This is a genomic window from Kitasatospora sp. NPDC036755, assembly GCF_040636595.1.
Taxonomy (GTDB): Bacteria; Actinomycetota; Actinomycetes; order Streptomycetales; family Streptomycetaceae; genus Kitasatospora.
Window position 1 is genome coordinate 1 of record NZ_JBEZUT010000101.1, and the last position, 26,296, is coordinate 26,296.

Annotated in this window: 24 protein-coding genes; 14 read left to right on the forward strand and 10 right to left on the reverse strand. The window is 73.1% G+C overall.

What is annotated here, in order from left to right; translation table 11 throughout:
- Positions 1-445, forward strand: a 445-nt coding sequence (locus AB0E96_RS17280) for a DUF6542 domain-containing protein (RefSeq protein WP_359824121.1), incomplete at its 5' end; no start/stop codon positions are given.
- A 69-nt stretch (positions 446-514) separates the two neighbouring features.
- Here AB0E96_RS17280 and ppgK read toward each other — a convergent pair.
- Together ppgK and AB0E96_RS17290 are read right to left on the reverse strand one after the other, a co-directional pair.
- Positions 515-1,261 (reverse strand): polyphosphate--glucose phosphotransferase, encoded by a 747-nt coding sequence (gene ppgK / locus AB0E96_RS17285; RefSeq protein ID WP_359824123.1) that lies wholly within the window; start codon positions 1,259-1,261, stop codon positions 515-517.
- A 151-nt stretch (positions 1,262-1,412) separates the two neighbouring features.
- Complete coding sequence (locus AB0E96_RS17290; protein ID WP_359824124.1) at positions 1,413-2,387, reverse strand: 4-hydroxy-3-methylbut-2-enyl diphosphate reductase; 975 nt, start codon at positions 2,385-2,387, stop codon at positions 1,413-1,415.
- A gap of 110 nt (positions 2,388-2,497) precedes the next feature.
- On the opposite strand from AB0E96_RS17290, the gene AB0E96_RS17295 reads away from it, so the two are divergent.
- From AB0E96_RS17295 to AB0E96_RS17310, 4 genes are all read left to right on the forward strand, one after another.
- On the forward strand, positions 2,498-3,874 hold the full coding sequence (locus AB0E96_RS17295; protein WP_359824127.1) for an APC family permease: 1,377 nt from the start codon (positions 2,498-2,500) through the stop codon (positions 3,872-3,874).
- A gap of 60 nt (positions 3,875-3,934) precedes the next feature.
- A complete protein-coding gene (gene xseA, locus AB0E96_RS17300; protein WP_359824129.1) occupies positions 3,935-5,209 on the forward strand; it encodes an exodeoxyribonuclease VII large subunit in 1,275 nt (424 codons plus the stop codon).
- Positions 5,210-5,245: 36 nt separating this feature from the next.
- Positions 5,246-5,509: an exodeoxyribonuclease VII small subunit gene (locus tag AB0E96_RS17305; RefSeq protein WP_359824131.1), complete on the forward strand. Its 264-nt coding sequence runs from the start codon at positions 5,246-5,248 to the stop codon at positions 5,507-5,509.
- Between the two features lie 112 nt (positions 5,510-5,621).
- A complete protein-coding gene (locus tag AB0E96_RS17310; RefSeq protein WP_359824133.1) occupies positions 5,622-6,221 on the forward strand; it encodes a malonic semialdehyde reductase in 600 nt (199 codons plus the stop codon).
- Between the two features lie 100 nt (positions 6,222-6,321).
- Here AB0E96_RS17310 and AB0E96_RS17315 read toward each other — a convergent pair whose 3' ends face one another.
- Positions 6,322-6,858, reverse strand: coding sequence for a DUF4245 domain-containing protein (locus AB0E96_RS17315; RefSeq protein WP_359824136.1), 537 nt, complete (start codon positions 6,856-6,858; stop codon positions 6,322-6,324).
- A gap of 215 nt (positions 6,859-7,073) precedes the next feature.
- On the opposite strand from AB0E96_RS17315, the gene glpX reads away from it, so the two are divergent.
- The gene (gene glpX / locus AB0E96_RS17320) at positions 7,074-8,114 is read left to right on the forward strand and encodes a class II fructose-bisphosphatase (protein ID WP_359824138.1); all 1,041 of its coding nucleotides are present in this window, start codon (positions 7,074-7,076) and stop codon (positions 8,112-8,114) included.
- A gap of 87 nt (positions 8,115-8,201) precedes the next feature.
- Here the strand turns inward: glpX and AB0E96_RS17325 are convergent, their stop codons facing one another.
- Positions 8,202-8,630 (reverse strand): WhiB family transcriptional regulator, encoded by a 429-nt coding sequence (locus AB0E96_RS17325; protein WP_359824140.1) that lies wholly within the window; start codon positions 8,628-8,630, stop codon positions 8,202-8,204.
- Positions 8,631-8,893: 263 nt separating this feature from the next.
- Positions 8,894-9,658: a DUF1707 domain-containing protein gene (locus AB0E96_RS17330; RefSeq protein WP_359824143.1), complete on the reverse strand. Its 765-nt coding sequence runs from the start codon at positions 9,656-9,658 to the stop codon at positions 8,894-8,896.
- A gap of 147 nt (positions 9,659-9,805) precedes the next feature.
- Between AB0E96_RS17330 and AB0E96_RS17335 the strand changes: the two genes are divergently transcribed.
- Positions 9,806-11,473 carry a fumarate hydratase gene (locus AB0E96_RS17335; RefSeq protein ID WP_359824146.1) on the forward strand — a complete coding sequence of 556 codons (1,668 nt, stop codon included), beginning with the start codon at positions 9,806-9,808 and terminating at the stop codon, positions 11,471-11,473.
- A 66-nt stretch (positions 11,474-11,539) separates the two neighbouring features.
- On the opposite strand, the gene AB0E96_RS17340 is transcribed toward AB0E96_RS17335, so the two are convergent.
- Positions 11,540-12,298 (reverse strand): GntR family transcriptional regulator, encoded by a 759-nt coding sequence (locus AB0E96_RS17340; protein WP_359824149.1) that lies wholly within the window; start codon positions 12,296-12,298, stop codon positions 11,540-11,542.
- Positions 12,299-12,435: 137 nt separating this feature from the next.
- On the opposite strand from AB0E96_RS17340, the gene AB0E96_RS17345 reads away from it, so the two are divergent.
- Positions 12,436-12,639: a hypothetical protein gene (locus AB0E96_RS17345; RefSeq protein ID WP_359824151.1), complete on the forward strand. Its 204-nt coding sequence runs from the start codon at positions 12,436-12,438 to the stop codon at positions 12,637-12,639.
- 254 nt (positions 12,640-12,893) lie between these two features.
- Here AB0E96_RS17345 and AB0E96_RS17350 read toward each other — a convergent pair whose 3' ends face one another.
- The gene (locus tag AB0E96_RS17350) at positions 12,894-13,178 is read right to left on the reverse strand and encodes a hypothetical protein (RefSeq protein WP_359824154.1); all 285 of its coding nucleotides are present in this window, start codon (positions 13,176-13,178) and stop codon (positions 12,894-12,896) included.
- A 214-nt stretch (positions 13,179-13,392) separates the two neighbouring features.
- Between AB0E96_RS17350 and AB0E96_RS17355 the strand changes: the two genes are divergently transcribed.
- From AB0E96_RS17355 to AB0E96_RS17365, 3 genes are all read left to right on the forward strand, one after another.
- On the forward strand, positions 13,393-16,347 hold the full coding sequence (locus tag AB0E96_RS17355) for a BTAD domain-containing putative transcriptional regulator (RefSeq protein WP_359824157.1): 2,955 nt from the start codon (positions 13,393-13,395) through the stop codon (positions 16,345-16,347).
- Between the two features lie 574 nt (positions 16,348-16,921).
- Entirely contained in the window at positions 16,922-17,593 is a 672-nt protein-coding gene (locus tag AB0E96_RS17360) for a class I SAM-dependent methyltransferase (RefSeq protein WP_359824180.1), read from the forward strand.
- Between the two features lie 83 nt (positions 17,594-17,676).
- Positions 17,677-19,566: an ATP-binding SpoIIE family protein phosphatase gene (locus AB0E96_RS17365; protein ID WP_359824160.1), complete on the forward strand. Its 1,890-nt coding sequence runs from the start codon at positions 17,677-17,679 to the stop codon at positions 19,564-19,566.
- Between the two features lie 110 nt (positions 19,567-19,676).
- Here the strand turns inward: AB0E96_RS17365 and AB0E96_RS17370 are convergent, their stop codons facing one another.
- Positions 19,677-21,926 carry an MMPL family transporter gene (locus tag AB0E96_RS17370; RefSeq protein WP_359824163.1) on the reverse strand — a complete coding sequence of 750 codons (2,250 nt, stop codon included), beginning with the start codon at positions 21,924-21,926 and terminating at the stop codon, positions 19,677-19,679.
- A 124-nt stretch (positions 21,927-22,050) separates the two neighbouring features.
- Between AB0E96_RS17370 and AB0E96_RS17375 the strand changes: the two genes are divergently transcribed.
- The gene (locus AB0E96_RS17375) at positions 22,051-22,674 is read left to right on the forward strand and encodes a TetR/AcrR family transcriptional regulator (RefSeq protein WP_359824166.1); all 624 of its coding nucleotides are present in this window, start codon (positions 22,051-22,053) and stop codon (positions 22,672-22,674) included.
- A 41-nt stretch (positions 22,675-22,715) separates the two neighbouring features.
- Here the strand turns inward: AB0E96_RS17375 and AB0E96_RS17380 are convergent, their stop codons facing one another.
- Positions 22,716-23,666 (reverse strand): LysR substrate-binding domain-containing protein, encoded by a 951-nt coding sequence (locus AB0E96_RS17380; protein ID WP_359824168.1) that lies wholly within the window; start codon positions 23,664-23,666, stop codon positions 22,716-22,718.
- Positions 23,667-23,857: 191 nt separating this feature from the next.
- Here AB0E96_RS17380 and AB0E96_RS17385 point away from each other — a divergent pair, with 191 nt between their 5' ends.
- Both AB0E96_RS17385 and AB0E96_RS17390 read left to right on the forward strand, forming a co-directional pair.
- Positions 23,858-24,409, forward strand: coding sequence for a peroxiredoxin (locus AB0E96_RS17385; RefSeq protein ID WP_359824171.1), 552 nt, complete (start codon positions 23,858-23,860; stop codon positions 24,407-24,409).
- A 3-nt stretch (positions 24,410-24,412) separates the two neighbouring features.
- The gene (locus tag AB0E96_RS17390) at positions 24,413-24,949 is read left to right on the forward strand and encodes an alkyl hydroperoxide reductase (RefSeq protein ID WP_359824174.1); all 537 of its coding nucleotides are present in this window, start codon (positions 24,413-24,415) and stop codon (positions 24,947-24,949) included.
- A gap of 126 nt (positions 24,950-25,075) precedes the next feature.
- On the opposite strand, the gene AB0E96_RS17395 is transcribed toward AB0E96_RS17390, so the two are convergent.
- Positions 25,076-26,296 (reverse strand): AI-2E family transporter (locus AB0E96_RS17395; RefSeq protein ID WP_359824177.1); only part of this gene is annotated, 1,221 nt, incomplete at its 5' end.

Sequence of the window (26,296 nt, forward strand, 5' to 3'; positions counted from 1 at the left end):
CCTGCGCCTGCCGCTGCGCGGGCGCGGGCGCGACGACGAGCAGCCGTACGGGCGGCGGCGCACCGGTCGGCCGACCCGGCTGACGGCCGTCGGCACCGGGGTGGTCGCCGTCCTGGCGACGCTCGCGGTGGCGGGCGTGGACCGGCTGCTCTTCGACGGCCTGGGCTGGCTGTTCGGCCTCGGCTACCTGGCGGTCTGCTTCCAGCTGGCCGTCCGGGTGCGCTACGCCGACCTGCTCGCCGCGCCGATCAGCGGGCCGATCGCCTTCGCCCTGGCGATGCTGCTGCTCGAACCGGTGAGCTCCCCGGGCGTCACCGCCCAGGTGGTCTCGCTGGCGACCGGGCTGGCGCTGCGGGCCGGCTGGCTGTTCTCCGGCACCGGACTGGCCGCGCTGATCGTGCTCGCCCGCTTCGTCGCCCAGCGCCGGATCCACCGCTCCCGCTGAGGCCCCCGCCGGGGCCGGAGGCAAGGGCCGGAGCCCCGGGACGCAGCCGAGGCCGCGGGCAGCGCCTCCTCAGCCCTCCGCCCGGGCCGCCGCCATGGCGGCCCCGACGATGCCCGCGTCGTTGCGCAGCTCGGCCGGTACCACCCGCGCCTCGCGCTCCTTCAGCAGCGGCAGGAACTTCTCGTGCTTGCGGCTCACCCCGCCGCCGATCACGACCAGCCGGGGCGAGAACAGCCTCTCCACCAGGTCCAGGTACTCGTCGACCCGCCCGGCCCACTGCTCCCAGTTCAGCCCGTGCCGTTCCTTGGCGGCCGAGGAGGCCCGGCGCTCGGCGTCCTTGCCGCGCAGCTCCAGGTGCCCCAGTTCGGTGTTGGGCACCAGCACGCCGTCCACGAACAGGGCGCTCCCGATGCCGGTGCCGAAGGTGAGCACCAGGACCACGCCCGACTCGCCCCGCCCGGCGCCGTGGGTCAGCTCGGCCAGCCCGGCCGCGTCCGCGTCGTTCAGGACGGTCGCGGGCATCCCCAGCGCCTGGCTGAAGAGGCCCGCCGCGTCCAGGCCGATCCAGCCCTTGTCCACGTTGGCCGCCGTCCTGGTGCGGCCGTCGACCACCACGCCGGGGAAGGTCAGCCCGACCGGGCCCTGGTGGTCGAAGTGGCGGACCACCTCGCAGACGGCGGCGACCACGGCCTCGGGGGCGGAGGGCTGCGGGGTGAGCACCTTGTGGCGCTCCTCGGCGAGCGCGCCCCGGGCGAGGTCGACGGGCGCGCCCTTGATCCCCGAGCCGCCGATGTCCACGCCGAATACCGCCGTCATCACGTCCACCCTCCGCCGTCGGCCGCCGACCTGGCCGGTCCGCGGCCGGTGAGTCGTCCACAGCCTGTGCACAAAGTTACGAGAGCGGGCCGGGGCCCGCACAGCGGAAGGCCCGGCGCCCCGCGCGGGACACCGGGCCTTCCGGGAGGGATCAGAGCTTGCCCGCCGCCTCGGCGCGCAGGTCGCGGCGCAGTTCCTTGGGCAGCGAGAAGGTCAGGTGCTCCTCGGCGGTCTTGACCGTCTCGACCGTGTCGTAACCGCGCCCGGCCAGGAACTCCAGCACGCCGTCGACCAGGATCTCCGGCACCGAGGCGCCGCTGGTCAGGCCGACCGTGGTGACGCCCTCCAGCCACTCCTCGCGGATCTCCTCGGCGAAGTCCACCAGGTGGGCGGCCTTGGCGCCGTACTCCAGGCCGACCTCGACCAGGCGGACGGAGTTGGAGGAGTTCTTGGAGCCGACCACGATCAGCAGGTCGGTCTCCGGGGCCAGCTGCTTCACGGCGACCTGGCGGTTCTGGGTGGCGTAGCAGATGTCGTCGCTGGGCGGGCTGACCAGCTCCGGGAAGCGCTTCTTCAGCTCGCCGACGGTGGACATGGTCTCGTCCACGGACAGGGTGGTCTGGGACAGCCAGACGACCTTGGACTCGTCCCGGACCCGCACGTTGGCGACGTCCTCGGCACCGTCCACCAGGTGGATCCGGTCCGGGGCCTCGCCCATGGTGCCGATGACCTCCTCGTGGCCCTCGTGGCCCACCAGCAGGATGTCGAAGCCCTCGTCGGCGAAGCGCACGGCCTCCTTGTGGACCTTGGTGACCAGCGGGCAGGTCGCGTCGATGGTGGCCAGCCGGCCGGCCCGCGCCTCGTCGTGGACGGACGGAGCGACGCCGTGCGCGGAGAAGACGACGATCGAGCCCTCGGGCACCTCCTCCGTCTCGTCGACGAAGATCGCGCCCTTCTTCTCCAGGGTCTGCACCACGTACTTGTTGTGGACGATCTGCTTGCGGACGTAGATGGGCGCCCCGTACTGCTCCAGGGCCTTCTCCACGGCGATCACGGCGCGGTCGACTCCCGCGCAGTAGCCCCGGGGGGCGGCGAGCAGGACACGGCGCTGCGCGGTCTTGGACATGGCTCCATCGTACGGGCGGCCGCCGGTGGTGCCGCCCCGGGCGGGAAGCCGCGCCGATGGCGGGCGCTTTCCGTGCAGACCCGGTCAACAGCGGTCAAAATATGGTGTCTATGAGCTCTGTGAGCGAGCAGGCGACGCCGAGCGGCCTGCGCCGCAGCCTGGGCGTCCGCGATCTGATGGTCTACGGACTGCTGTTCATCGCCCCGATGGCCCCGGTCGGCGTGTTCGGCGTACTGGACGCCAAGAGCCACGGCGCCGTCGCCACCGTGTACCTGGCCGCGACGGTGGCGATGGGCTTCACCGCCTTCTCGTACGCCCAGATGGTGCGCGCGGTGCCGCAGACCGGCTCGGTGTTCGCCTACGCCCGCGCCGGGCTCGGCGAGGGCCCCGGCTTCGTCGCCGGGTGGATGGCGATGCTCGACTACCTGCTGATCCCCGCGGTGGCCTACCTGTTCTCCGGGATCGCGCTGAACTCCCTGGTGCCGGACGTCTCGCGCTGGGTCTGGACGGCGCTCGCGGTGGTGGTGACCACCGCGCTCAACCTGGTCGGGGTGCGGACAGCGGCGGCGGTCGGCTTCGCGGTGCTCGCGATGGAGATCGCGGTGCTGGTGGTGTTCATGGCCGCGGCCGTGGTGGCGCTGGTCCAGGACGGCGCCCGGCGGGGCTGGGACACCCCGTTCACCGCCGTGGGGGGCTTCTCGCTGTCCGCGGTGATCTCGGCGGTGTCCGTCGCGGTCCTCTCCTACCTGGGCTTCGACGCGATCGCCACCTTCGTGGAGGAGGCGGTCGGCGCCTCGGCGGCGGTGGCCCGGGCGGTGCTCTGGTGCCTGGCGCTGGCCGGGGTGCTGTTCGTCGCCCAGACCTACCTGGCGGCGCTGCTGGAGCCGACCGGCCCCGAGCAGCTGGCCGCCGACCCGGCGGCGCAGGGCTCGGCCTTCTACGACACCGTGGAGAGCGGGGTCGGGCACTGGCTGCACGTGCTGGTGGCGGCCAGCAAGGCGATCGGCGCGGCGTTCGCGGCCCTGGCCGGGCAGGCCGCGGCCGGACGGCTGGTCTTCGCGATGGGCCGGGACGGCCGGCTGCCGCGCGTGCTCGGTTCGGTCGACCCGGCCAGCGCGGTGCCGCGCCGGGCGCTGCTGGCGGCCGCGGTGATCACCATGGCGGCGGCGGTGTGGGCGGCCTCCCGGGACGACGGGCTGGACCAGCTCACCTCGGTGGTGAACGTGGGCGCGCTGACCGCCTTCGCGCTGCTGCACGCCTCGGTGGTCGGCTGGTACGCCGTGCGGCACGGCTCGCGGCGGTGGATCCCGCACGTGGTCGTGCCGGTGCTGGGCATCGCGGTGATCGCGGCGGTGGTGTACGAGGCCTCGACCACCGCGCAGGTCGTCGGGCTGGTCTGGCTGGCGGTCGGCCTGGTGGTGCTCGCCGTCCAGGGCGCGGCCGGCCGGGGCGGCCCCGGCCGGGTGGGCGGGCGGCGGCAGCCGTGACCGGACCGGACGGCGCCCACGGCCCCGGCCGTGTCCGCCGGCGCCGCTAGCCTCGTGGGCATGGCCAACACCAGCTCCCCCGAAACGCCGCTCCCGGTCGGCAAGGTCTCCGCGCTGATCGGCGGCTGGATCGACCGGCTCGGCACCGTCTGGGTGGAGGGGCAGATCACCCAGCTCAGCCGGCGCCCCGGCGCGGGCGTGGTGTTCCTGACCCTGCGCGACCCGCAGGCCGACGTGTCGCTCACGGTGACCTGCTTCCGCTCGGTCTTCGACGCGGTCGCGGACGTGGTGCAGGAGGGCGCGCGGGTCGTCGTGCACGCCAAGCCGGAGTGGTACGCGGCGCGCGGCCAGCTGTCGCTGCGCGCCTCGGAGATCCGCCCGGTGGGCCTCGGCGAGCTGCTGGCCCGGCTGGAGCAGCTGAAGCGGCGGCTCGCCGGGGAGGGCCTGTTCGCGGCCGAGCGCAAGAGGCCGCTGCCGTTCCTGCCGCAGTGCGTCGGGCTGGTCACGGGGCGCGGCTCGGCGGCCGAGCGGGACGTCCTGGAGAACGCCCGGCGGCGCTGGCCGGCCGTCCGCTTCGAGGTGCGCAACGTCCCGGTGCAGGGGGTCAGCGCGGTGGAGCGGGTGAGCGCGGCGGTGCGGGAGCTGGACGAGCACCCCGAGGTGGACGTGATCGTCGTGGCCCGCGGCGGCGGCAGCGTGGAGGACCTGCTGCCGTTCTCGGACGAGGGGCTGGTGCGGCTGGTCGCGGCCGCCCGGACGCCGGTGGTGAGCGCGATCGGCCACGAGCCGGACCAGCCGCTGCTGGACTTCGTGGCCGACCTGCGGGCCTCCACCCCGACCGATGCGGCCAAACGGGTGGTCCCGGACGTCGGCGAGGAGCTGGCCAAGGTCCGCCAGCTGCGCGACCGCGCCCGCCGGCACGTGCTGTCCCGGGTGGAGCGCGAGCAGCACGGGCTGGACGGAGTGCGCAGCCGCCCCTCGCTGGCCGCCCCGCACCGGATGCTGGACGGGCGCGGGCAGGAGGTGGACGGCCTGCTGGAGCGGGCCCGGCGCACCCTGCGGCACCGGCTCGACCACGCGCAGAGCGATCTCGGGCACACCCTGGCCCGGGTGGTGGCGCTCTCGCCCTCGGCCACCCTGGAGCGCGGCTACGCGGTGCTCCAGCGGACGGACGGCACGGTGGTGACCGACCCGGCGCAGGTCGCGTCCGGCGAGGCCCTGCACGCCCGGGTGGCGGGCGGCGGCTTCGACGTCACCGCGGGCACCGGCTCCACCGCGGGCACCGGCTCCACCGGGGCCCCGGGCGCCGGCGCCACCGCGGGCGGCGGGGAGTAGGCCGCGCTGTCGCCCGCAGCCCCTACGCTGGCACGCATGGCAGAGCAGCAGGAACAGCAGGACACGGCGGCCGCGGCGCCCAACCCGGACGACGCGCTGGGCTACGAGCACGCCCGGGACGCGCTGCTGGAGGTCGTCCGGCAGCTGGAGAACGGCGGGACGTCGCTGGAGGAGTCCCTGGCCCTGTGGGAGCGCGGCGAGCAGCTGGCGAAGGTGTGCCAGCGCTGGCTGGACGGCGCCCGGGCCCGGCTGGACGCGGCGCTGGCCGCCGAGGAGGGCGCGGCGCCGGGCGGCGAGTGAGGCGGGTCACATCCGCTTGGGGAATCGTTGAATATTCACCTATGTTGGTGGAAGTGACCGGCCGCGGCCGATCACACCGACGAGCCCCCCCCTTCCGCAAGAGGTACGAAGCATGACCACCGACGCCCTGGCACTCGACGCCGCCGCCCAGGACCTGCTGTTCCGCGAGGCCCGCACCGCGAACACCTTCACCGACGAGCCCGTCTCCGAGGAGCAGATCCAGGCCATCTACGAGCTGGTCAAGTTCGGTCCGACCGCCTTCAACCAGCAGCCGCTGCGCGTCGTCCTGGTCCGCTCCGCGGAGGGTCGCGAGCGCCTCGTCCAGCACATGGCCGACGGCAACAAGGCCAAGACCGCCACCGCCCCGCTGGTCGCCGTCCTGGCCGTGGACAACGAGTTCCACGAGGAGCTGCCGACCCAGTTCCCGCACTTCCCGCAGGCCAAGGACGCGTTCTTCTCGGAGCGCACCGTCCGCGAGCGCTCCGCCACGCTGAACGGCGCCCTGCAGGCCGCCTACTTCATCATCGGCGTGCGCGCCGCCGGCCTCGCCGCCGGCCCGATGACCGGCTTCGACGGTGCCGCCATCGAGAAGGAGTTCTTCGACGGCGACCACTCGGTGCTGGCCGTGGTCAACATCGGCAAGCCGGGCGACGACGCCTGGTTCCCGCGTGGCCCGCGCCTGGCCTACGACGAGGTCGTCACCACGGTCTGATCCGCCCCGCGCGAAAGGGCCCCGCACCGGTTCGTCCGGTGCGGGGCCCTTCGGCGTGCGCGGGCCCCGGCGCGGGCCGGGGCGGCGGAGCCCGACGGGGCTACTTGAGCGCCTGCGCCAGCTCGGCCAGCTCCTCGTAGGAGGCGGTGCCGGTGAGCAGGGTGGTCCCGGGGCCGGTCTGCACGGCCAGCGCGCGGTCCTTCTCGCCCTGCAGCCGGTCCCAGGTGCGGCCGGCCACCTCGGAGGTGCCGTCCTCCTTGGCGCCCTTGACGTGGTCGGCCAGCAGGGAGTCGCGCGGCACGTCGCTCTGCTCGATCGCCGCGTACTGGCCGGAGGGGGTCACGAAGCCCAGGTGCCAGGCGTTGCCCTTGCCGTTGTTCTGGTCGGCCGGCCGGTAGCCGACCGAGGTGGCCCGCCACTTGTCCGGCAGCCCCTCCGGGGCGAGCAGCTGGTACGGCGCGGCGCGCCGGGCGGAGGCCGCCTCCACCTTGTACCCGACCTGGCGCACCGGGTCGCCGCCGCTGCCGTGCGGAATGAACAGGTACCCGACCCCGACGACGAAACCGACCGCCAGCATCGACAGGACCATGTCCCGTACGGTCTGCCGACCCCTCATGCCCTTGCTGTCTGCTGCCACCCCCACATGGTGACTCATCCATATCCGGGGGCGGCCACCAGGGGTGTTCACGAACGGGTGAACCGGGACGAACCGACTGTTTCCAGCACAGAGCAGCGACCCGCGCCACAGACAGTCATCTCGTGGGCAGATACGATCGCAATACCCTCACCACGGCGTTCGACCAGGCAGTAGTCGGGCGCTCACTGGCCGTCGCGTACAGAGAGGTAACGACGATGACCGCGCAGTACCCGCACCACCTTCCCAGTGCCCTGGAGGTCGCGCCCGAGGCTCCGGACCGGAACCTCGCGCTCGAGCTCGTCCGGGTCACCGAGGCCGCCGCGATGGCCGCCGGCCGTTGGGTCGGACGTGGCGACAAGAACGGCGCGGACGGCGCAGCCGTGAAGGCGATGCGCACCCTCGTCTCGACCGTGTCGATGAACGGCGTCGTCGTCATCGGCGAGGGCGAGAAGGACGAAGCCCCGATGCTCTACAACGGCGAGCGGGTCGGCGACGGCACCGGCGCCGAGTGCGACGTCGCGGTCGACCCGGTGGACGGCACCACGCTGACCGCCAAGGGCATGAACAACGCGGTGGCCGTGCTGGCCGTCGCCGACCGCGGCACCATGTTCGACCCCAGCGCCGTGTTCTACATGGACAAGCTGGTGGCCGGCCCCGAGGCGGCCGAGTTCGTCGACATCACCGCCCCGGCGGCGGTCAACATCCGCCGGGTCGCCAAGGCCAAGGGCAGCGCCGTCGAGGACGTCACCGTCGTCGTGCTCGACCGCCCCCGCCACGACGGCCTGGTCCGGGAGATCCGCGAGGCGGGCGCCCGGATCAAGTTCATCTCGGACGGCGACGTGGCCGGCGCCATCATGGCCGCCCGCGAGGGCACCGGCGTCGACCTGCTGATGGGCATCGGCGGCACCCCGGAGGGCATCATCGCGGCCTGCGCGATGAAGTGCATGGGCGGCGTGATCCAGGGCCGGCTGTGGCCCAAGGACGACGCCGAGCGGCAGAAGGCCCTGGACGCCGGCCACGACCTGGACCGGGTGCTCACCACCGACGACCTGGTCAGCGGCGAGAACGTGTTCTTCGTCGCCACCGGCATCACCGACGGCGAGCTGCTGCGCGGCGTGCACTACCGCTCCGAGACCGCCACCACCAGCTCGCTGGTGATGCGCTCCAAGAGCGGCACCATCCGCGAGATCAACTCCACCCACAAGCTCTCGAAGCTGCGGGCGTACAGCGCGATCGACTTCGACCGCGCCAACTGAGCCCCACCCGGGCACGCTCGACGGCCCCGGCGGAATCCCCCTCCGCCGGGGCCTCGGCGTACCGTCCGCCCGTTCTCGGGCCCGCCGTCACCCGGCCATCCGGCGCCGCGGGACCGCCGTCACCCGGGCCGCCTCGCGCAGCTCCGCCTCCCGGCGGCGACGCCGGGTCAGCACCACCCGCCGCTCGGCGGCCGTCAGCCCGCCCCAGACCCCGTACGGCTCCGGCTGGGCCAGCGCGTGCTCGCGGCACTCCAGCAGCACCGGGCAGCGGGCGCACACCTGCTTGGCCTGCTCCTCGCGCGACAGCCGGGCCGCCGTCGGCTCCTTGGAGGGCGCGAAGAACAGCCCCACCTCGTCCCGCCGACACGCGGCACCGGTGTGCCAGGGGTTGTCCTCGCCCGCGGGGGACCCCGCCGGGCCGCCCGGGGGCTGCGGCTGCGGCCGGGCGCCGGGGCGGCGTTCCAGGACCTGCGCGGCGACTGGCGAGGTGGTGCGGGACTCGATCGGATGCAGCACGGCCGTACTCCTGACGAGGCTCTCGGACACGGGGGACCCCTCGCTCCCCGTCGGCTGCGAGCCCCCGCTGTCCAACCCCCGGCACGGCCGCTCGGCCGCCTCCGGTGCGCAGCCGTCCAAGAAGCGATGTGCGGAAGGAACTACCCCGGCCGGCCCCGATTCATGCACACTGCACGCAATCGACTACGCAGCGCACTGGCCGCAACGCCGAGTGCCCGACCGGGAGTTGATTCCCGGTCGGGCACTGCGCAGGTCAATGGTGGTCAGTCGGTGCCGAGTTGGCGGCGCACCCATTCCTTCAGCTTCTTGCCCCGGCGCGGCTTGGCCTCGCAACCACCGAACAGGGCAAGGCCCTTGATCCGCACAACCGGAGCGTACGGGTCCGCGGCGGTCTGCTCCCGGACGTCGAAGCCGCCGAAGATGCCGACACCGGAGCCCTGCAGGGTGACGTTCTCCGGCACGCGCACCTCGATCCCGCCGAAGATCGCCGTGACGGTGATCTCCACCTCGGGGGACTCGAACACGGCGTCGGTCAGGTCGATCTCCACCCCGCCGAACGCGGCGAAGGCGCTCAGGTGCGAGCCGACCCGCCAGCGGCCCTTGCGGGACGCGCCGCCGAAGATCGCCACCACCGTCGGCGACTCCTGGCGCGCGGGCGGCTGCGGCCGCGCCGGCCGCGGGGCGTCCAGCGGCTGCTTCTCGAAGGACAGCGGGCGGGCCGGCAGGTCGCGGGTCAGCGGCACGAGGTCGCCGAAGGTCTTCGCGGCGTAGGCGGCCTCGATCCGGTCCGCGTGCTCGTCCGCGTCCAGGCGGCCCTCGGCGTAGGCGTCCCGCAGCAGCTCCGCGACCTTCTCGCGGTCGGCGTCGGAGACGCGCAGCTCCGCCTCCGCGACCGGTGCGTGCGGCCGCGGCGCGGCCTCCGGCCTGGTGTCGGGCCTGAGTTCGGGTTGGGGTTCGGGCTTGGTCAGCGGTACGGGCGCCGGCACCGGCGGCTGCCCCGAGTCGTCGTGCGACGGCGAGTTGTCCACGGGGTCAGCCTAGTGGGTCGCACTCCTGCGCGAGTGAGCCCGGTCACGCAAGGCTGCCCTGTCCGCATGCCGACTTCCGCCTGGTCCTACCCTGGATGGTGCTTCGCCGACGCAGCCGGACCAACTGGACAGCTAAGGACCGCCCCCATGGCTCCCACGCCAGACTTCGAGTACAGCGACCTGCTCCCCCTGGGCGCTGACCCGACCCCCTACCGCAAGCTCACCTCCGAGGGTGTCTCCACCTTCGAGGCCGGCGGTCGTACCTTCCTCCAGGTCGAGCCCGAGGCGCTGCGGCTGCTCACGGCCGAGGCGATGCACGACATCTCGCACTACCTGCGCCCGGCCCACCTCGCCCAGCTGCGCCGCATCCTGGACGACCCGGAGGCCAGCCCCAACGACCGCTTCGTCGCGCTCGACCTGCTGAAGAACGTCAACATCTCGGCCGGCGGCATCCTCCCGATGTGCCAGGACACCGGCACCGCGATCGTCATGGGCAAGCGCGGCCAGAACGTGCTGACCGAGGGCGGCGACGAGTCCGCCATCGCGCGCGGCGTGTTCGACGCGTACACCAAGCTCAACCTGCGGTACTCCCAGATGGCCCCGGTGACCATGTGGGACGAGAAGAACACCGGCAACAACCTGCCGGCCCAGATCGAGCTGTACGCCACCGACGGTGACGCGTACAAGTTCCTGTTCATGGCCAAGGGCGGCGGCTCCGCCAACAAGTCGTACCTGTACCAGGAGACCAAGGCCATCCTGAACGAGGCCAGCATGCTCTCGTTCCTGGAGCAGAAGATCCGCTCGCTGGGCACCGCGGCCTGCCCGCCGTACCACCTGGCCATCGTGATCGGCGGCACCAGCGCCGAGTTCGCGCTGAAGACCGCCAAGTACGCCTCGGCGCACTACCTGGACAACCTGCCGACCTCGGGCGACGCCAGGACCGGCCACGGCTTCCGCGACCTGGAGCTGGAGGCCAAGGTCACCGAGCTGACCCAGAAGATCGGCATCGGCGCCCAGTTCGGCGGCAAGTACTTCTGCCACGACGTGCGCGTGGTGCGCCTGCCGCGGCACGGCGCCTCGCTGCCGGTCGCGATGGCGGTCTCCTGCTCCGCCGACCGCCAGGCGCTCGGCAAGATCACCGCCGAGGGCGTGTTCCTGGAGCAGCTGGAGACCGACCCGGCGAAGTACCTGCCGGACACCACGGACGAGCACCTCGACGACGACGTGGTGCGCGTCGACCTCGACCAGCCGATGTCCGCGATCCGCGCCGAGCTGTCCAAGTACCCGGTGAAGACCCGGCTCTCGCTCACCGGCACCCTGGTGGTGGCCCGCGACATCGCCCACGCCAAGATCAAGGAGCGCCTGGACGCCGGCGAGGGCATGCCCAAGTACCTCCAGGACCACCCGGTCTACTACGCGGGCCCGGCCAAGACCCCCGAGGGCTACGCCTCCGGCTCCTTCGGCCCGACCACGGCCGGCCGGATGGACTCCTACGTCGACCAGTTCCAGGCGGCCGGCGGCTCGATGGTCATGCTCGCCAAGGGCAACCGCAGCAAGCAGGTCACCGACGCCTGCGCCGCGCACGGCGGCTTCTACCTCGGCTCGATCGGCGGCCCGGCCGCCCGTCTCGCCCAGGACTGCATCAAGAAGGTCGAGGTGCTGGAGTACGCCGAGCTCGGCATGGAGGCGGTCTGGCGCATCGAGGTCGAGGACTTCCCGGCCTTCATCGTCGTCGACGACAAGGGCAACGACTTCTTCCGCGAGACCACCGAGGGCCCGCTGATCACCAACCTGCGCGTCCGCTCCAAGGAGTAGCCGCCACCGGCCCCGCACCGCCCCGGTCGCCCCTGCGGCCGGGGCGGTGGTGTCCCCGCGCGCGGCTCAGGCGTCGAAGTCGTACTCCAGGACGTAGGAGGCGGCGTCCAGGATCATCTCGTTGAGCTCGACGACCTGGCCCTCGTCGGCGAAGGCGGTGCGGCAGATCAGGATGACCGGGGTGCCCGCGGACAGCTCCAGGCGGGCGGACTCCTCCCCGCTGGGCATCCGGGAGCGGACCTCCTCGCGGAAGTGCACGGGCTTGGCGCCGATCTCGGCGAGCCGGGCGTAGGTGCCGCCGGGGCCGGTGTCCTCACGGGTGATGGCGGTGCCCGCGACCAGCACGGCCGGCAGGTAGGAGGTCGAGAGCAGCACCGGCTTGCCGTCCAGGACGAAGCGGCGGTGCCGCACGCACATCGGGGAGTCCGGGTCGACCCCGAGCACCCGGGCCACGTGCTCGGGCGCGCTCCGCTCGGTGACGGACACCTGGTCGACGACCAGGCTGCGGTTGTCGATGTCCGCCGACCATATCGACCGGCCGGACCCCCACTGACCCTGCGCCAGCCGCTGGATGCCGCGCCGGCGCAGCGGCCGGAAGTCCCGGACGAACACCCCGGCGCCGCGGCGCGCCTCGGCGATGCCCTCGCTCCGCAGCACGCCGAGCGCCTGGCGGGCGGTCATCCGGGCCACGCCGTACTCGTCCATGAGGTCGTTCTCGCCGGGCAGCCGGTCGCCCGCGCGGTACCGGCCGGTGTCGATGGCCGCCTTCAGCGCCTCGGCGATCCGCTGGTACTTGGGCTGCTTGTCGCCATTGCCGCCGGTCATCGCTGCTCCCTCTGCCTCGGAGAAATCGTAGGCGCGCCCGCGGTCGCCGGTAAGGAGATACGACCGTTGACATCTCTAGAGATATTAGCTTCTCTAGAGATGCTGGCCAGTCGCCGACCAGAGCGAGGAGCAGCACGGTGAGCACCCGACAGCGCAAAGCCCCGGCCTACCGGCCCCACGTGGGTGAACTCGTCCTCGACCGGAGGACCGGACGCACCGGCATCTACATGGACACCATCGGCGGCGAGCACTACCTGCGCCCCGAGGGCGGCGGCCGGGAATGGGCCGCCGAACCGCACCACGTCGCACCCGCCCCCGGGGCCGACGATTCAGGCGATTGAGACCAGCGCCGGGAATTGCGGAAAAATCCACGCAAACCACAACAATCAGGACCCGGCAATCCCCCTGGTGAATCCGTAATTCCGGAACGTCCGACGCCTGACGCCGGGCACGTTACGGATAGCGCCGGTCACCATGTGTGCACCAGGGGCGGGATTCGGCCACCGCAATGCGCCCGCACACGAATTGGCGCGCACATAACCGACAGCGCCCCCACGCCCGGACGGGGGCGCAGGGGCACGTCGACCGGAACGGCCTACGGGTGGCCGCCGACGAGGCTCTCCGGCTCGTACGGGCTGCCAGGCTTGCCCCCGGCCGGACGGGCGGGCTCCTCGATGTACTGCCCCTCGTCGCCGAACGGCCCGTTCTCGAACGCGCCCTTCTCCGCGTCGGTCGGCGCGGTGTACTCGGCCGGGTTCGAGGACGCGGTCACCGCGCCCTCGACAGCCTTGCCCGCCTCCACAGCGGCGGCCGTGGTGCCGGTCCGCGCCGCGTCCTGGGGCGCCGACGGCTCCGGGGTCTCGCTCTGGTCGTTGGCCATTGGGCGGCCGCCTTTCGGTCATCAATTGTCTTCGGCCCGACCTCTGTGGCGCGGGCGCGCGGACAGTATCGTAGGGTTGATTAAATGTCCGATAAACATCGTGCGGCTTGCAGGGTCATCCGGCAGAGTCGGGCGTCCGCCTAAGCTGAACCACCGCGGCGGACCGCCGAGCGCCCATTCACGGAATCGACACCACAGGCCATCGGGGGACTTCATGGAGTTTCTGGAGACGCCGCAGAACCCTGCGCTGCGCTTCCAAGTCCTCGGTCCGGTCCAGGCATGGCTCGACGGGAAACCCCTCTCCCTCGGTTCCCCCCAGCAACAAGCCGTTCTGACCACCCTCCTGCTTCACTCGGGACGCCCCGTCACCGCCCAGGACCTGGTCGACGCGCTCTGGGGCGAACGGCCCCCGGCCCAGGCGGTGGCGGCGTTGCGCACGTACGTCTCCCGCCTGCGCTCCGTCATCGAGCCCCGCCGGGAAGTGCGCCGCCCCGCCGAGCTGCTGGTCTCGGTCGCCGACGGCTACGCGCTGCGCATCCCCGCCGGAGCCCTCGACCTGACGGTCTTCGAACGGCTCTCCGCCGAGGCCACCGCCGCACGCGCCTCGGGCGACAAGCACAAGGCGCACCGCCTGCTGGCGCAGGCGCTGGACCTCTTCAGCGGCCGCCCGCTCACCGGTGTCCCCGGCCCCTACGCCGACGCGCAGCGGTTGCGGCTCGCCGAACGCCAGGTGGCCGCCGCGGAGGAGCTGTGCGCCGCGGCCCTCGACATCGGCCTGCACGCCGAGATCGTCGGCGAGCTCAACAACCTGACGGCCGAGCACCCACTGCGCGAACGGCTGCGCGAGCTGCTGATGCTGGCGCTGTACCGCTGCGGCCGGCAGGCCGAGGCCCTCGGCGTCTACACCGACACCCGCAAGCTGCTGATCGAGGAGCTCGGCGTCGAACCGGGCGCGGGCCTGTCCGCGATGCACACCCGCATCCTCGCCGCCGATCCCGAGCTCGTCCCTCCCGCCGTGTCCGCTCCCACGGCCCGCGAGGAGGGTCCGCTCACCCCGCCGGCCCAGCTCCCGGCGGACGTGTCGGACTTCAGCGGCCGCACCGAACTGGTCGGCGACCTCTCGGCGACCTTGATGAACGCCACCGGTCAGGCCGTGGTCGTGACCTCGCTGGCCGGGATCGGCGGGGTCGGCAAGACCACCCTCGCCGTGCACGTCGCCCACCGCGTCCGTGCGGAGTTCCCGGACGGACAGCTGTACGTCGACCTGCGCGGAGCCGGCGCCTCACCCGCCGACCCCGTGGGCATTCTGGGTGACTTCCTGCACGCGCTCGGTGTCACCGAGAGCCCCGACTCACTGGAACAGCGAGCGGCCCTCTACCGCTCGCTGCTCGCCAGCCGACGGATGTTGATCCTGCTCGACAACGCGCGCGACGCCGAACAGATTCGCCCCCTCATCCCCGGTGTCTCCGGCTGCGCGGTGCTCGCCACCAGCCGCTCCAGGCTCGCCGGGATTCCCGGCGCCCAGCTGTTCGACGTCGAGGAACTGACCCCGGACGAGGCGCTGGCACTGTTCTCGGCCATCGTCGGCGAGCAGCGGGTGGCCTCCGAGCCGGAAGCCGCCATGAAGGTCGTCACCGCCTGCGGCTTCCTGCCGCTGGCCGTCCGCATCGCCGCCGCCCGGTTGGCCAGCCGCCCGCGCTGGAGCGTCTCCGACCTGGCCCGTCGGTTAGCCGACCAGCGTCGGCGGCTGGACGAACTCCAGCTCGGCAACCTCGCCGTGGAGACCACCATCGGCCTCGGCTACGGACAGCTGTCCGTGGACGAGGCCCGCGCCTTTCGGCTCCTCGCACTGATCGACTCCCCCGACATCCCGCTGGCGGCGGCCGCGGCCCTGCTCGGGGTGGACGAGTACACCGCCGAGGACCTCGCCGAGGCGCTGGTCGAGGCGAACATGCTGGAGTGCTTCACCCCCGGCCGTTACCGCTACCACGACCTGCTCCGGCTCTACGCCCAGCGGCAGAACGAGCGGATCGGAGACACCGGGGAGCAGGAGCGGGCCGTCCTGCGACTGCTCGACCTGCTGATTCCGACCGTCCGCAACGCGGCCCAGGTCATCGAGCCCGATGACCCGCTGCCCGAGCTGCTCACCGTGCCGTCCTCGGCGGGGATCGGCCTGCCGACCAGCGGCGCCGCCCAGAACTGGCTCCGGTCCGAGGGCGCCCTGTTGCTCCACGCTGCGGCCGCGGCCGCAGCGGGTCCGCAGTCCTCGCAGCACGCGGCGATCGACCTGCTGCTCCTCCTGTACGGGCTCGGCCCGGACCCCACCCGCGGCCCCCAGGGCCGACAGATCCTGGAGACCATCGGCCGCGAGGCGGAGCGCTGCGGCGACCGCGCGGCGCTCGCCCGGGTCCACCTCGCCCTCGGCACCCTTCAGTCCGTCACCAGTGACTTCCAGGGGTCCGAGCAGTCCTTCCGCCGGAGCCTGGAACACCAAGCTCCGGACGAGCCGACCTTCCTGCTCCTGGCGACGGCCAATATGCTGGGCGTGATCCTGAACCTCGGCAACCGGCCGGCCGAGGCCCTGCTGTTCCTGGAGCAGGCCCGTGCCACCAGCCGGGCCGTGGCCGCGCCCATCCTTGAGGCCCGGGTCGTCGGCAACATCGCCCGGGTGCAGCACCGGCTGGGCATGACCGAGACGGCGATCCGCTCGGCCGGCGAGGGCGTCGCCGCCGCGCGCGAGTCCAAGAACGGCCCGCTGCTCGCCCAGACCCTCTACCAGCTGGGCGTGGTGCTCTCCGGCAGCGAGGCCGTCCCGCACCTGCGGGAGGCGCACCGTCTCTACCAGTCGCAGCAGAACCCGCTCTGGGAGGGCTACACCCTGGCCCGGCTGGCCTCCGCCCTGCTGGTCGCCGACCAGCACGCCGAGGCGGCTTCGGCCTCCGGCGAGTCGCTGGCGATCGGGCAGGAGCTGGACTCCGCCTACTGCCAGGGCCTGGCGAACGCCGCGCTCGGCGAGGCCCTGTTGGCACTCGCCCAGCCGGCTCGTGGACTCGCCTGCCTCCAGGAGGCCCATGCGATCTTCACGCGGCTCGGTGTGCCAGAGGCCTCCCCCGTGGCGGACCTCATCTCCCAGCAGCACACCGAGCCCTTCCCTCCCCCCGCGCCGTAAGGCCTCCGCTCCCCCACGGGTGGCCTCCCCCCGTTCCGCGCGCTGACGCTCCCGCAGCCCCCCGGCTGCGGGAGCGCCCTCAACGCTTCCCCGGCGCTGGACTCCACTCTGCACCGGACCGATTGACGTTCGATAAACGTCCGATAGTCAGCCTGCGGATCGGAGAAACCGCAGGTCATCGACCTGGTGCTGGCGCATCCTCCGGCGCGCGGGGCCTCGCGCACAACCCCGCCCGCACCCTCGTGCTTCCGCAACCCGGGCCACAACGGCCCAAGCACGGCGAGTTGGCCGGAAACGGACCCCACGACACAGTGATCACGCATATTCTCAGATGCCAGTACGCACACGAGTGTCTGCCGGGACCGCATCGGGGTGCAGTCCGTCCGTGTGGTGCGGAGAGCGTGATGTACCGCCACCGGCAGCGGCCCGCCAGGCCGCGGAGGAGCCACCGGAGGCCACGGGTGGAAGGGTGCCTCGCAACGTGACGACCGGACAGATATCCGACCCGTTCCCCGTCGGCGAGGACGCCGGCGACGACGAACCCGAGGTCCGGCGGCGACGGGCGGCCCGGGCACTGCAGGCGGTCGCCTTCGACACCATCGGCACCGGGTACGGCGAGGCCTTCCCGGCCAAGGACGGACAGCTGGCCTGCGGCCGGCGGCTGCTCGCCGAGCTCGAACCCGGCGCGCGGGTGCTGGACGTGGGCTGCGGCACCGGCGACCCGACCGTCCGCCAGCTGGCCGCGGCCGGCCTGCGGGTGACCGGCGTGGACCTCTCCGACGGGATGCTCGCACTGGCCCGGCGGACCGCCTTCCCAGGTGTGTTCGCGCCGGTGTTCCATCGGATCGACCTGTACGATCTGGCCACCGAGCGTGCCGACCGGGTCTGGAACGCCCCCGGGCTGGGGCCGGACGGCCGGGGCGGCTTCGCCGCGATCACCGCGTTCTTCTCACTGATCCTGCTGCCGCAGGACGAGATCCCGACCGTCCTGGGGCAGCTGCGCGAACTCCTGCGTCCGGGCGGACTGCTGGCGCTCGGTATGGTCGAGGCGGACCTGGATCACGTTCCGCTTCCGTTCCTTGGCAGAGAGCTGCGGATCAGTGGGTATCTGAGGGAGGATCTGGAGCGGGTTCTGGTCTCGGCGGGCTTCGCCGTCGAGGAGTGCTCGGGGCATCCGTACGCACCGGCCAGTACCTCGCTGCCGCCGGAGGAACAGCTGTTCCTGTGCTGTCGACGCGTCGGCTGACCGCACCAGGACAGGACCTGCCGCACCCGCGGCCGGCGCAACAGAACAGCTCACCGACCACACCGAATCCAGGACAGGCAGCCGTGCGCGACCAGCTCAAGACCGAGGCGGAGCAGCCGCCCGCCGTCCCGGGTCAGCGCCGCCAGGTCCCGGCCGCCGCACCGGCCCCGACGGCGCCGCCCGCGGCCCCGGCACCACCCGCGGCCGGCCCGGCGCGACGGACGGGCGCGCGGCCCGAGCGCACCGAGATGGCGGACCGCCTGGCCTACCTCGACTCGGCGACCCGGCGGATCAACAGCGCCCTCGACCTCGCCGCGACGCTGCGCAACATCGGCCGGGTGCTGGTCCCGACGCTCGCCGACGCCGCCGTCGTCCACCTGCGCGACCCGCTGCCCAACGTCGAACGCGAACCCGGCTTCCCCGAGGAGCTGCGGATACACCACAGCACCGGCACCCGGATCGGCCGCCGCGGCCGCCCGAGCGGCCTGGACGACCGGCGCCGCTCCCGCTACGGCGCCCGCTCGACCGCCGACGGCGGACCGGCCACCCCGGTGACCCGCGGCGGAGCGCTCGCCCACGCCCTGCTGAGCCGCCGCCCCGCCGACCCCGCCGTCCTCGGCACCCCCTCCGCCGAACGCGCCGAGACCCTGCTGCGCGAGCTGTACGGCACCCGCGGGGTGGCCCGGCTGGCCGCCGGCACCTCCGTCCTCGCCCTGCCGCTGCGCGGCCGCAAGGCCGTGCTCGGGCTGCTGATACTGATCCGCCGCCCTCCCGAACGCACCGGCCGTCCGGTCTTCGACGCCGCGGACACCGCGACCGCGGCGCACCTCGCCACCCAGGCCGGGCTGGCCGTGGACACCGCGCTGCGCTACGCCCGCGAGTGGGAGATCGCCAACGAGCTCCAGCGCAGCATGCTGCCGCTGCGCCTGCCGCAGTCGCACGGCGTCCGGATCGCCCAGCGCTACCTGCCCGGTGAGCGCGGCGCGCAGGTCGGCGGGGACTGGTACGACGCCGTCCCGCTGCCCGGCAACCGGGTCGCCCTGATCGTCGGCGACGTGATGGGCCACTCCCTCACCTCGGCCGCCATCATGGGCCAGCTGCGCACCAGCGCCCAGACCCTCGCCGCCCTCGACCTGCCGCCCCACGAGGTGCTCTACCACCTGGACGAGCAGGCCCAGCGGCTCGGGCGCGAACAGCACCTGGCCACCTGCGTCTACGCGGTCTACGACCCGATCGCCAACCGGGTGGTGATGGCCAACGCCGGGCACGTCCCACCGGTGCTGGTCCGCCCGGACGGCACCGCGGAGCTGGTCGAACTGGACTCCGGGGCGCCGATCGGCGTCGGCGGGGTCGACTTCAACTCCGTCGAACTGCCCGCGCCGCCCGGCTCCGCGCTGCTGCTGTTCACCGACGGCCTGGTGGAGACCCGCACCCGCCCGATCAGCGACGGCCTGGAGCTGCTGCGCGCCCGGATCGCCGCCGCCCGCTGGCAGTCCCCGGAACAGCTCTGCCAGGAGGCGCTGCGCATCCTGCCGCCCGGCGACCGCGGCGACGACATCGCGCTGCTCGGCGCCTGCTTCGACGGCATCCCGGCCGGGGACGTCGCGCACTGGTACCTCCAGCCGCGCAACGAGACCCCCGGCCGGGCCCGCCGGCTGGCCGCGCACACACTGCGCCGCTGGGGGCTGGACGATCTCAGCGAGGCGACCGAGCTGATGGTCAGCGAGCTGGTGACCAACGCCGTCCAGCACGCGACCCGGCCGGTCACCCTGAGCCTGGTGCGCACCACCCGGCTGCGCTGCGAGGTCGGCGACGACAGCCCGCTGCTGCCGCGCCCGCGCCGCACCGGGCCGGAGGACGAACGGGGGCGCGGGCTGCAGATAGTGGCCCGGTGCGCGGACCGCTGGGGCGCGACCAGGCTGGGCACCGGCAAGGTGGTCTGGTTCGAGCAGCGGCTGCCCGCCGGGATGTGAACGCGCGGACGTGAACGTACGGGCGTGAACGCGGGGACACGGACGCGGGGACGCGGACGCGCCCGGCGGGAACGGGTCCCACCGGGCGCGCGGTACCGGCCGTACGGCCGTCAGCCCCGGGCCGGCTCCCGCGGGGGCTGCGGCGCCGCCTGCTCCGTCTGCTCGGTCTGCTCCGTCCGCTCGGTCTGCTCGGTCTGCTCGGTCTGCTCCGCGAGCCGGGCGATCAGCTGCTCGCCCTCCATGTCCACCCGCGGCACGACCTTCTCCAGCCGCTTCGGGAACCACCAGGCCGCCCTGCCGAACAGCGCCATCGCGGCCGGCACCAGCGCCATCCGCACCACGAAGGCGTCCACCAGCACGCCCACCGCGAGGGCGAAGCCGATCGGCTGGACGATCGGGTCGTGGCCGAAGACGAACGAGCCGAACACCGCCACCATGATCAGCGCGGCCGCGGTGACCACCCGGGCCCCGTTCCGCACACCGGCCACCACGGCCTCGCGCGGCGCCGCCCCGTGGACGTACTGCTCCTTCATCCCGGAGACCAGGAAGAGCTCGTAGTCCATCGCCAGCCCGAACAGCACGCCGATCAGCAGGATCGGCACGAAGCTCACCACCGGGCCGACCTTCGGCACGTCGATCAGCCCGTCCAGCCAGCCCCACTGGTAGACCGCGACGACCGCGCCGAGCGAGGCGGTGACGCTGAGCAGGAAGCCGGCCACCGCCTTGAGCGGGACGAGCACCGAGCGGAACGCCAGGGCCAGCAGCACCACCGCGATCCCGACGATCACCGCGAGGAACGGCGGCAGCGCCTGGCCGAGCTTGGTGGAGACGTCGATGTTGGCGGCCGTGGTGCCGGTGACGGCGATGTCCGCCCCGGTCGCCGACCTGAGCTCCGCCTTCTGGCCGCGGATCTCGTTGACCAGCGCCTTGGTGTCCTCGTGGTCGGGGCCGGTCCGCGGGATGACGGTCACCAGCGCGGTGCCGCTCGCCGGATCGACGGCCGGCGGCAGCAGCGTCCCGACGCCGTCGAGGGTCTGGAGCTTCGCGGCCACGCCCCGCACCGCCTGCTCCGGCTGCGGTGCGCCGTGGGCGTCCACCACGACCACCAGCGGGGCGTTGAAGCCCGGCCCGAAGCTCTCGCTCACCAGGTCGTACGCCTTGCGCGCGTCCGTCCCGGCGGCCTGTGAACCGCCGCCCGGCAGGCCGAGGTTCAGGCTCGCGGCGGGCACCGCCAGGGCGCCCAGCCCGGCCAGTCCGACCAGCAGCACGGGCAGCGGGCGGCGGACCACGAAGCGGCCCCAGCGCTCGCCCATGGTGGTGCGGCCGTTGGCGGTCAGGGCCCGCTTCCAGATCGGCAGCCGGTCGATGGCCCGGCCGGTGAAGCCCAGGACGGCGGGCAGCAGCGTGATCGCGACCAGGACGGCCACCACGACGGCCCCGGAGGCGGCCAGGCCCATCACGGTCAGGAAGGGGACGCCCGCGACGGCGAGTCCGGCGAGCGCGACCACCACGGTCAGGCCGGCGAAGACGACGGCGCTGCCGGCGGTCGCGGTGGCCCGGGCGGCGGCCTCCTCCGGTTCCAGGCCCTCGTCCAGGTGCCGGCGGTGCCGGAACAGGATGAACAGCGCGTAGTCGATGCCGACCGCGAGGCCGACCATCAGGGCGAGCACCGGCGCGGTGGTGATGATCTCGAAGGAGCCCGTGAGCGCCAGCAGGGCGGCCATCGTCACCGCGACGCCGACCAGCGCGGTCAGCAGCGGCAGCCCGGCGGCGACCAGCGTGCCGAGGGTGACCACCAGGACCACTCCGGCCACCACCAGGCCGATCGCCTCGCTGCCGCCCTCGATCTGGGCCATCGTGTTGTACGCGTCGCCGCCGAAGGCCACGTCCAGCCCGGCCGCGCGGGCCGGCTCGGCGGCGGCCTTGACGGCCTCGCGCTGCCGGTCCGTGACGTCGGCGAGCTTGTGGTCGAAGGAGACCAGCGCGATCGCGACCTTCCCGTCCGGCGAGAGCGCGCCGGTGGCGTACGGGTCGGGCACCGCGGCCACGCCCGGCACCCCGGCGATCCGGGCGACGGCCTCGCCGACCGCCTTGCCCGCCTCGGGCGCCGTGATGCCGCCGGGCGCGCCGGCGGCGAAGACGACCTGCGCCGAACCGTGGCCCTGCTCCGGGAAGGTGTCCTTGATCCGGTCCAGGGTGGCCTGCGCCTCGGTGCCCGGGACCTTGAACTCGTCGGTGGTCTTGCCGGCGAACGCGCCCGCGGCCCCGCCGACGGCGATGAGCAGGGCGATCCAGGCGGCGACGACGGCCCGTCGTCGCCGGAAGCAGAATCGGCCCAATCGGTACAGGTACGTGGCCATCGGCGGTCCCTCGGGTCGGTCAGGGCAGGTCGGGTCCTACCGTAGACCGAACTTTGTCGAGTGACAAAGTTGATCGACAAGATTGGTCGACGCAGTTGCCCGCCCATGGCGCTACCCTGACTGGATGGCTCATGTCCCCGCCTCCGAACGCCGACCGCAACTGATCCAGGCCGCGATCGACCTGATGACCCGGGAGGGAATCGCGGCCGGCAGCACCCGTGCGATCGCGGCCGAGCTGGGCGTGGCACAGGCGACGGTGCACTACACCTTCGGCACCAAGAAGGACCTCTACCGGGCCGTCGTGGAGCAGCTGAAGTCCGACTTCGTCGGCGAGGTGCGGGCCGCCTCCCCCGGCGACGGCGCGTTCGGCGAGCAGGTCCGCACCCTGGTGCACGCGCTCTGGGAGGCCGCCACCGGCGAGCACGGGCGCTGCGTGCTGCTGAGCGAGTTCGGGGCGCTGGCCATGCGGGACCCGGACATGCAGGAGATCATGCTCGGGCTCCAGCACGACATCGAGGGCACCGCCGGCGAGATGCTCAGCGCCCTCGCGGCCGCCCACGGCCTGACCCTGGCGCTGCCCGCCCGCCGGATCGCCGTCCACTTCCTCAGCGGCTTCGACGGCCTGACGGCCCGCCACCTCACCCTGCGCCAGGGCGGCGACCGGCCCGACCAGGACACCCTGGAGGCCCTGGAACTGCTGGTCGCCACCACGGTCGGGCTCTGCCTGGGCACCCCGGCGGAGAGCTAGGAGCCCGGCGGCCCCAGGCCCCGGATCCCGGATCCCGGCCTCTAGGACACGATCCGGACCGGCAGCTCGGCCAGCACCTCGCGCAGCGCGGCCGCGAAGCGCTCGTACTCGGCGCTGCGGGCCGAGCCCGGCCGGACGGCCAGCCCGATCCGTCGGCCGGGGGCCGGGGCGGCGAAGCGGACGGCGGCCAGCCGGTCGGTGCGGCCGGCCTCGACGTCCAGCGCGGTGGCGGGCAGCAGGGTCACTCCGAGCCCTCCGGCGACCAGCTGGACCAGGGTGGACAGGCCGGCCGCGCGGGTGGTCGAGCCCGTCGGGTCGGCGCCGACCTCGCGGCAGATGTCCAGCGCCTGGTCGCGCAGGCAGTGCCCCTCCTCCAGCAGCAGCACGTCCAGGTCGAGCAGCACGTCGCGCGGCACGTCGATCCGCCCGGCGAGCGGGTGGCCGGGCGGGGTGAGCAGGACGAAGTCCTCGTCGAACAGCGGGATGTCCCTGGTCGGCGAGGCCCCGCCGGCCGGCAGCGCGAGCAGCAGGACGTCCAGCCGCCCGGCGGCCAGGCCCTCCAGCAGCGAGGGGGTGCGCTCCTCGTGGACGTGCAGCTCCAGGTCCGGGAAGCGGTCGCGGACCAGCCGCAGCACGGTGGGCAGCAGGTAGGGCGCGACGGTCGGGATGACACCGAGGTGCAGCGGCCCGGTGAACGGGCGGCGGGCGGCCTCCACCTCCTCGGTGAGGGCCTGCAGCGAGGCGAGCACCGTGCGGGCGTGCCGGTGCACCCGCTCCCCCAGTGGGGTGACGATCACCTTGCGCGTCGTACGCTCGACCAGTTGCGCCCCGAGCGACTCCTCCAGCGCCGCGACCGCCCCGGACAGCGCGGGCTGGCTGGTCCCGGTGGCGGCGGCGGCCTCCCGGAAGTGCCGGTGCTCGGCCACCGCGACGAAGGCCCGCAGCTGGGCGACGGTCGGGGTGCGCGGGCCGCGCGCTGTGGCGCTCGCCACAGTCGGCTCGGTCCTGGTGCCGCCGTTCCGACGGGGACCCGGCCGCGACGTGGGGGATTCGGTACTGATAACAATCTCCGATCAGACACATCCAGTGTAGCTATTTCCCTGATCAGTCCACGATGTGGAATCGTGAGTGGTGTCCGGATTCCGGACAAAGCTCCCCTCATCTCACTTCAGGAGAAGCGAACGTGCTCACGATCGGTGACAAGTTCCCCGAGTTCGACCTCAAGGCCTGTGTCGACCTGGACGCCGCGAGCGCCTTCGCCGACATCAACCACAAGTCCTACGAGGGCAAGTGGAAGGTCGTCTTCTTCTGGCCGATGGACTTCACCTTCGTCTGCCCGACCGAGATCGCCGCGTTCGGCAAGCTGAACGACGAGTTCGCCGACCGCGACGCCCAGATCCTCGGCGTCTCCGGCGACTCCGAGTTCGTGCACCACGCCTGGCGCAAGGACCACAAGGACCTGCGCGACCTGCCCTTCCCGATGCTGGCCGACATCAAGCACGACCTGATGCGCGACTGCGGCGTCGAGAACGCGGACGGCACCGCCCAGCGCGCCGTCTTCATCGTCGACCCGAACAACGAGATCCAGTTCGTCATGGTCACCGCCGGCTCCGTCGGCCGTAACCCCAAGGAGGTCCTGCGGGTGCTGGACGCCCTGCAGACCGACGAGCTGTGCCCGTGCAACTGGAGCAAGGGCGAGGACACCCTCGACGCCCAGGCCCTGCTGGCGGGCTGACCCATGGCTCTCGACGACCTGAAGGCCGCCCTCCCGGACTACGCCAAGGACCTCAAGCTCAACCTGGGCTCGGTCATCGGCAACTCCGACCTCCCCGCCCAGCAGCTCTGGGGCACCGTGCTGTCCTGCGCGATGGCCACCCGCAGCCCCGGTCTGCTGCGCGAGCTGGAGCCCGAGGCCAAGGCCAACCTCTCCCCGGAGGCGTACACCGCCGCCAAGGGCGCGGCCGCGATCATGGGGATGAACAACGTCTACTACCGGACGCTGCACCTGCTCTCCGACAAGGAGTACAGCACGATGCGGGCCGGTCTGCGGATGAACATCATCGGCACCCCGGGCGTCGAGAAGGTCGACTTCGAGCTCTGGTGCTTCGCGGTCTCGGCCATCAACGGCTGCGGCCAGTGCCTCGACTCGCACGAGGCCGTGCTGCGCAAGGCCGGCGTCGAGCGCGAGGTCGTCCAGGCCTCGATGAAGATCGCCGCCGTCCTCCAGGCCGTGGCCGGCGTCCTCGACTCCGAGGCCGCCCTCGCCGACGCCTGACGCACCCCGGTGCCCCGACGGGCCCCGTACGGACTTCGTGTCCGTGCGGGGCCCGTCGTCGTTCTCCCTCCGAGCGGCACCCCGACCGGTGGGGCGGCCGGTGGCGGGGTGGCCGGCCAGGGGGGATCAGTCGGCGACGGGTGCGGCCTGCGGGGCGGCGGGGCGGTCGGCCGTCCCCTCGACGGTGCGTTCGGCCGTCCGTTCGGCGGCCTCCCGGGCGGCTTCGAGCGCGGTGAAGACGGCCTGGCCGGCCTCGTTGCGGCGGCGCAGGTGGGTGACCACGGTGTTGGTGACGGCGATCAGCGGGACGGCGACCACCGCGCCACCGATGCCGCCGATGATGCCGCCGGCCGCGACCCCGAGCACCACGCCGAGCGGGTGGACCCGGACGGCCCGGCCGAGGATCAGCGGCTGCAGGATGTGGCTCTCCACCTGCATCACCACCACCAGCACCACCAGCACCATCAGCGCCGTCCACGGCCCCTGGGTGACCAGCGCGATCAGCACCGCGACGGTCCCGGTGACCAGGGCTCCGACCAGCGGGACGAAGGCACCCAGGAAGATGATCACGGCCAGCGGCAGGGCCAGCGGCACGCCCAGCAGGTCGACACCGATGCCGATGCAGAGCGCGTCGATGAAGGCCACGCAGACGGTGCCCCGCACGTACGCGGTGAGCGTCGCCCAGGCCTTCGGGCCGGCCCCCGCCATCGCGAAGCGGGAGTGCCGGGGCAGGCCGCGCAGTGCCCAGTTCCAGATCTTCGCGCCGTCGTAGAGGAAGAAGAAGGTGGTGAAGAAGGTCATCAGCAGCGCGGTCAGCACCTCGACGGCGATCTGCGCGCCGGTGATCGAGGCCGAGGTGAGCTGATCGGTGTTGGTCGTGATGGCCTTGGTGATCTGGTTGGCGAAGTCGGTGATCTGCTGCTGGGTCAGGTGCAGCGGCCCGGTGACCATCCAGTCCCGGAGCTGGTTGACGCCGGTCTTCACCTGGGTGGTGACGTCCGAGAGGTTGGTCGACACCTGCCAGACCACGAACCAGCCGACCAGCCCGATTCCGGCCAGGCCGCTGGTGAACACCCCGCCGGCGGCCAGCGAACGCGGCACCCCGCGGCGGCGCAGCCAGGAGACCGAGGGCTCCAGCAGCGCGGTGATCAGCAGCGAGGCCAGCACCGAGAAGGCGACCAGCCGCAGCATGTCGACCACGTAGAAGACGACGTAGAGCGCGGCACCGAGCAGCAGCAGCCGCCAGGTCGACTCGGCGGCCACCCGCAGCCCCCACGGCACCGCCTCGGCGGGGGTGGCCGGGCGGCCGGGGTGGTACTCCCGCCCGAGCCCGGCGTGCGCGGCCGG

Coding starts and splice junctions, on each gene's coding strand:
- ppgK (WP_359824123.1), bottom strand. CDS start 1,261: ATGACGGCGGTATTCGGCGTGGACATCGGCGGCTCGGGGATCAAGGGC.
- AB0E96_RS17290 (WP_359824124.1), bottom strand. CDS start 2,387: ATGTCCAAGACCGCGCAGCGCCGTGTCCTGCTCGCCGCCCCCCGGGGC.
- AB0E96_RS17295 (WP_359824127.1), top strand. CDS start 2,498: ATGAGCTCTGTGAGCGAGCAGGCGACGCCGAGCGGCCTGCGCCGCAGC.
- xseA (WP_359824129.1), top strand. CDS start 3,935: ATGGCCAACACCAGCTCCCCCGAAACGCCGCTCCCGGTCGGCAAGGTC.
- AB0E96_RS17305 (WP_359824131.1), top strand. CDS start 5,246: ATGGCAGAGCAGCAGGAACAGCAGGACACGGCGGCCGCGGCGCCCAAC.
- AB0E96_RS17310 (WP_359824133.1), top strand. CDS start 5,622: ATGACCACCGACGCCCTGGCACTCGACGCCGCCGCCCAGGACCTGCTG.
- glpX (WP_359824138.1), top strand. CDS start 7,074: ATGACCGCGCAGTACCCGCACCACCTTCCCAGTGCCCTGGAGGTCGCG.
- AB0E96_RS17335 (WP_359824146.1), top strand. CDS start 9,806: ATGGCTCCCACGCCAGACTTCGAGTACAGCGACCTGCTCCCCCTGGGC.
- AB0E96_RS17340 (WP_359824149.1), bottom strand. CDS start 12,298: ATGACCGGCGGCAATGGCGACAAGCAGCCCAAGTACCAGCGGATCGCC.
- AB0E96_RS17350 (WP_359824154.1), bottom strand. CDS start 13,178: ATGGCCAACGACCAGAGCGAGACCCCGGAGCCGTCGGCGCCCCAGGAC.
- AB0E96_RS17355 (WP_359824157.1), top strand. CDS start 13,393: ATGGAGTTTCTGGAGACGCCGCAGAACCCTGCGCTGCGCTTCCAAGTC.
- AB0E96_RS17370 (WP_359824163.1), bottom strand. CDS start 21,926: ATGGCCACGTACCTGTACCGATTGGGCCGATTCTGCTTCCGGCGACGA.
- AB0E96_RS17375 (WP_359824166.1), top strand. CDS start 22,051: ATGGCTCATGTCCCCGCCTCCGAACGCCGACCGCAACTGATCCAGGCC.
- AB0E96_RS17390 (WP_359824174.1), top strand. CDS start 24,413: ATGGCTCTCGACGACCTGAAGGCCGCCCTCCCGGACTACGCCAAGGAC.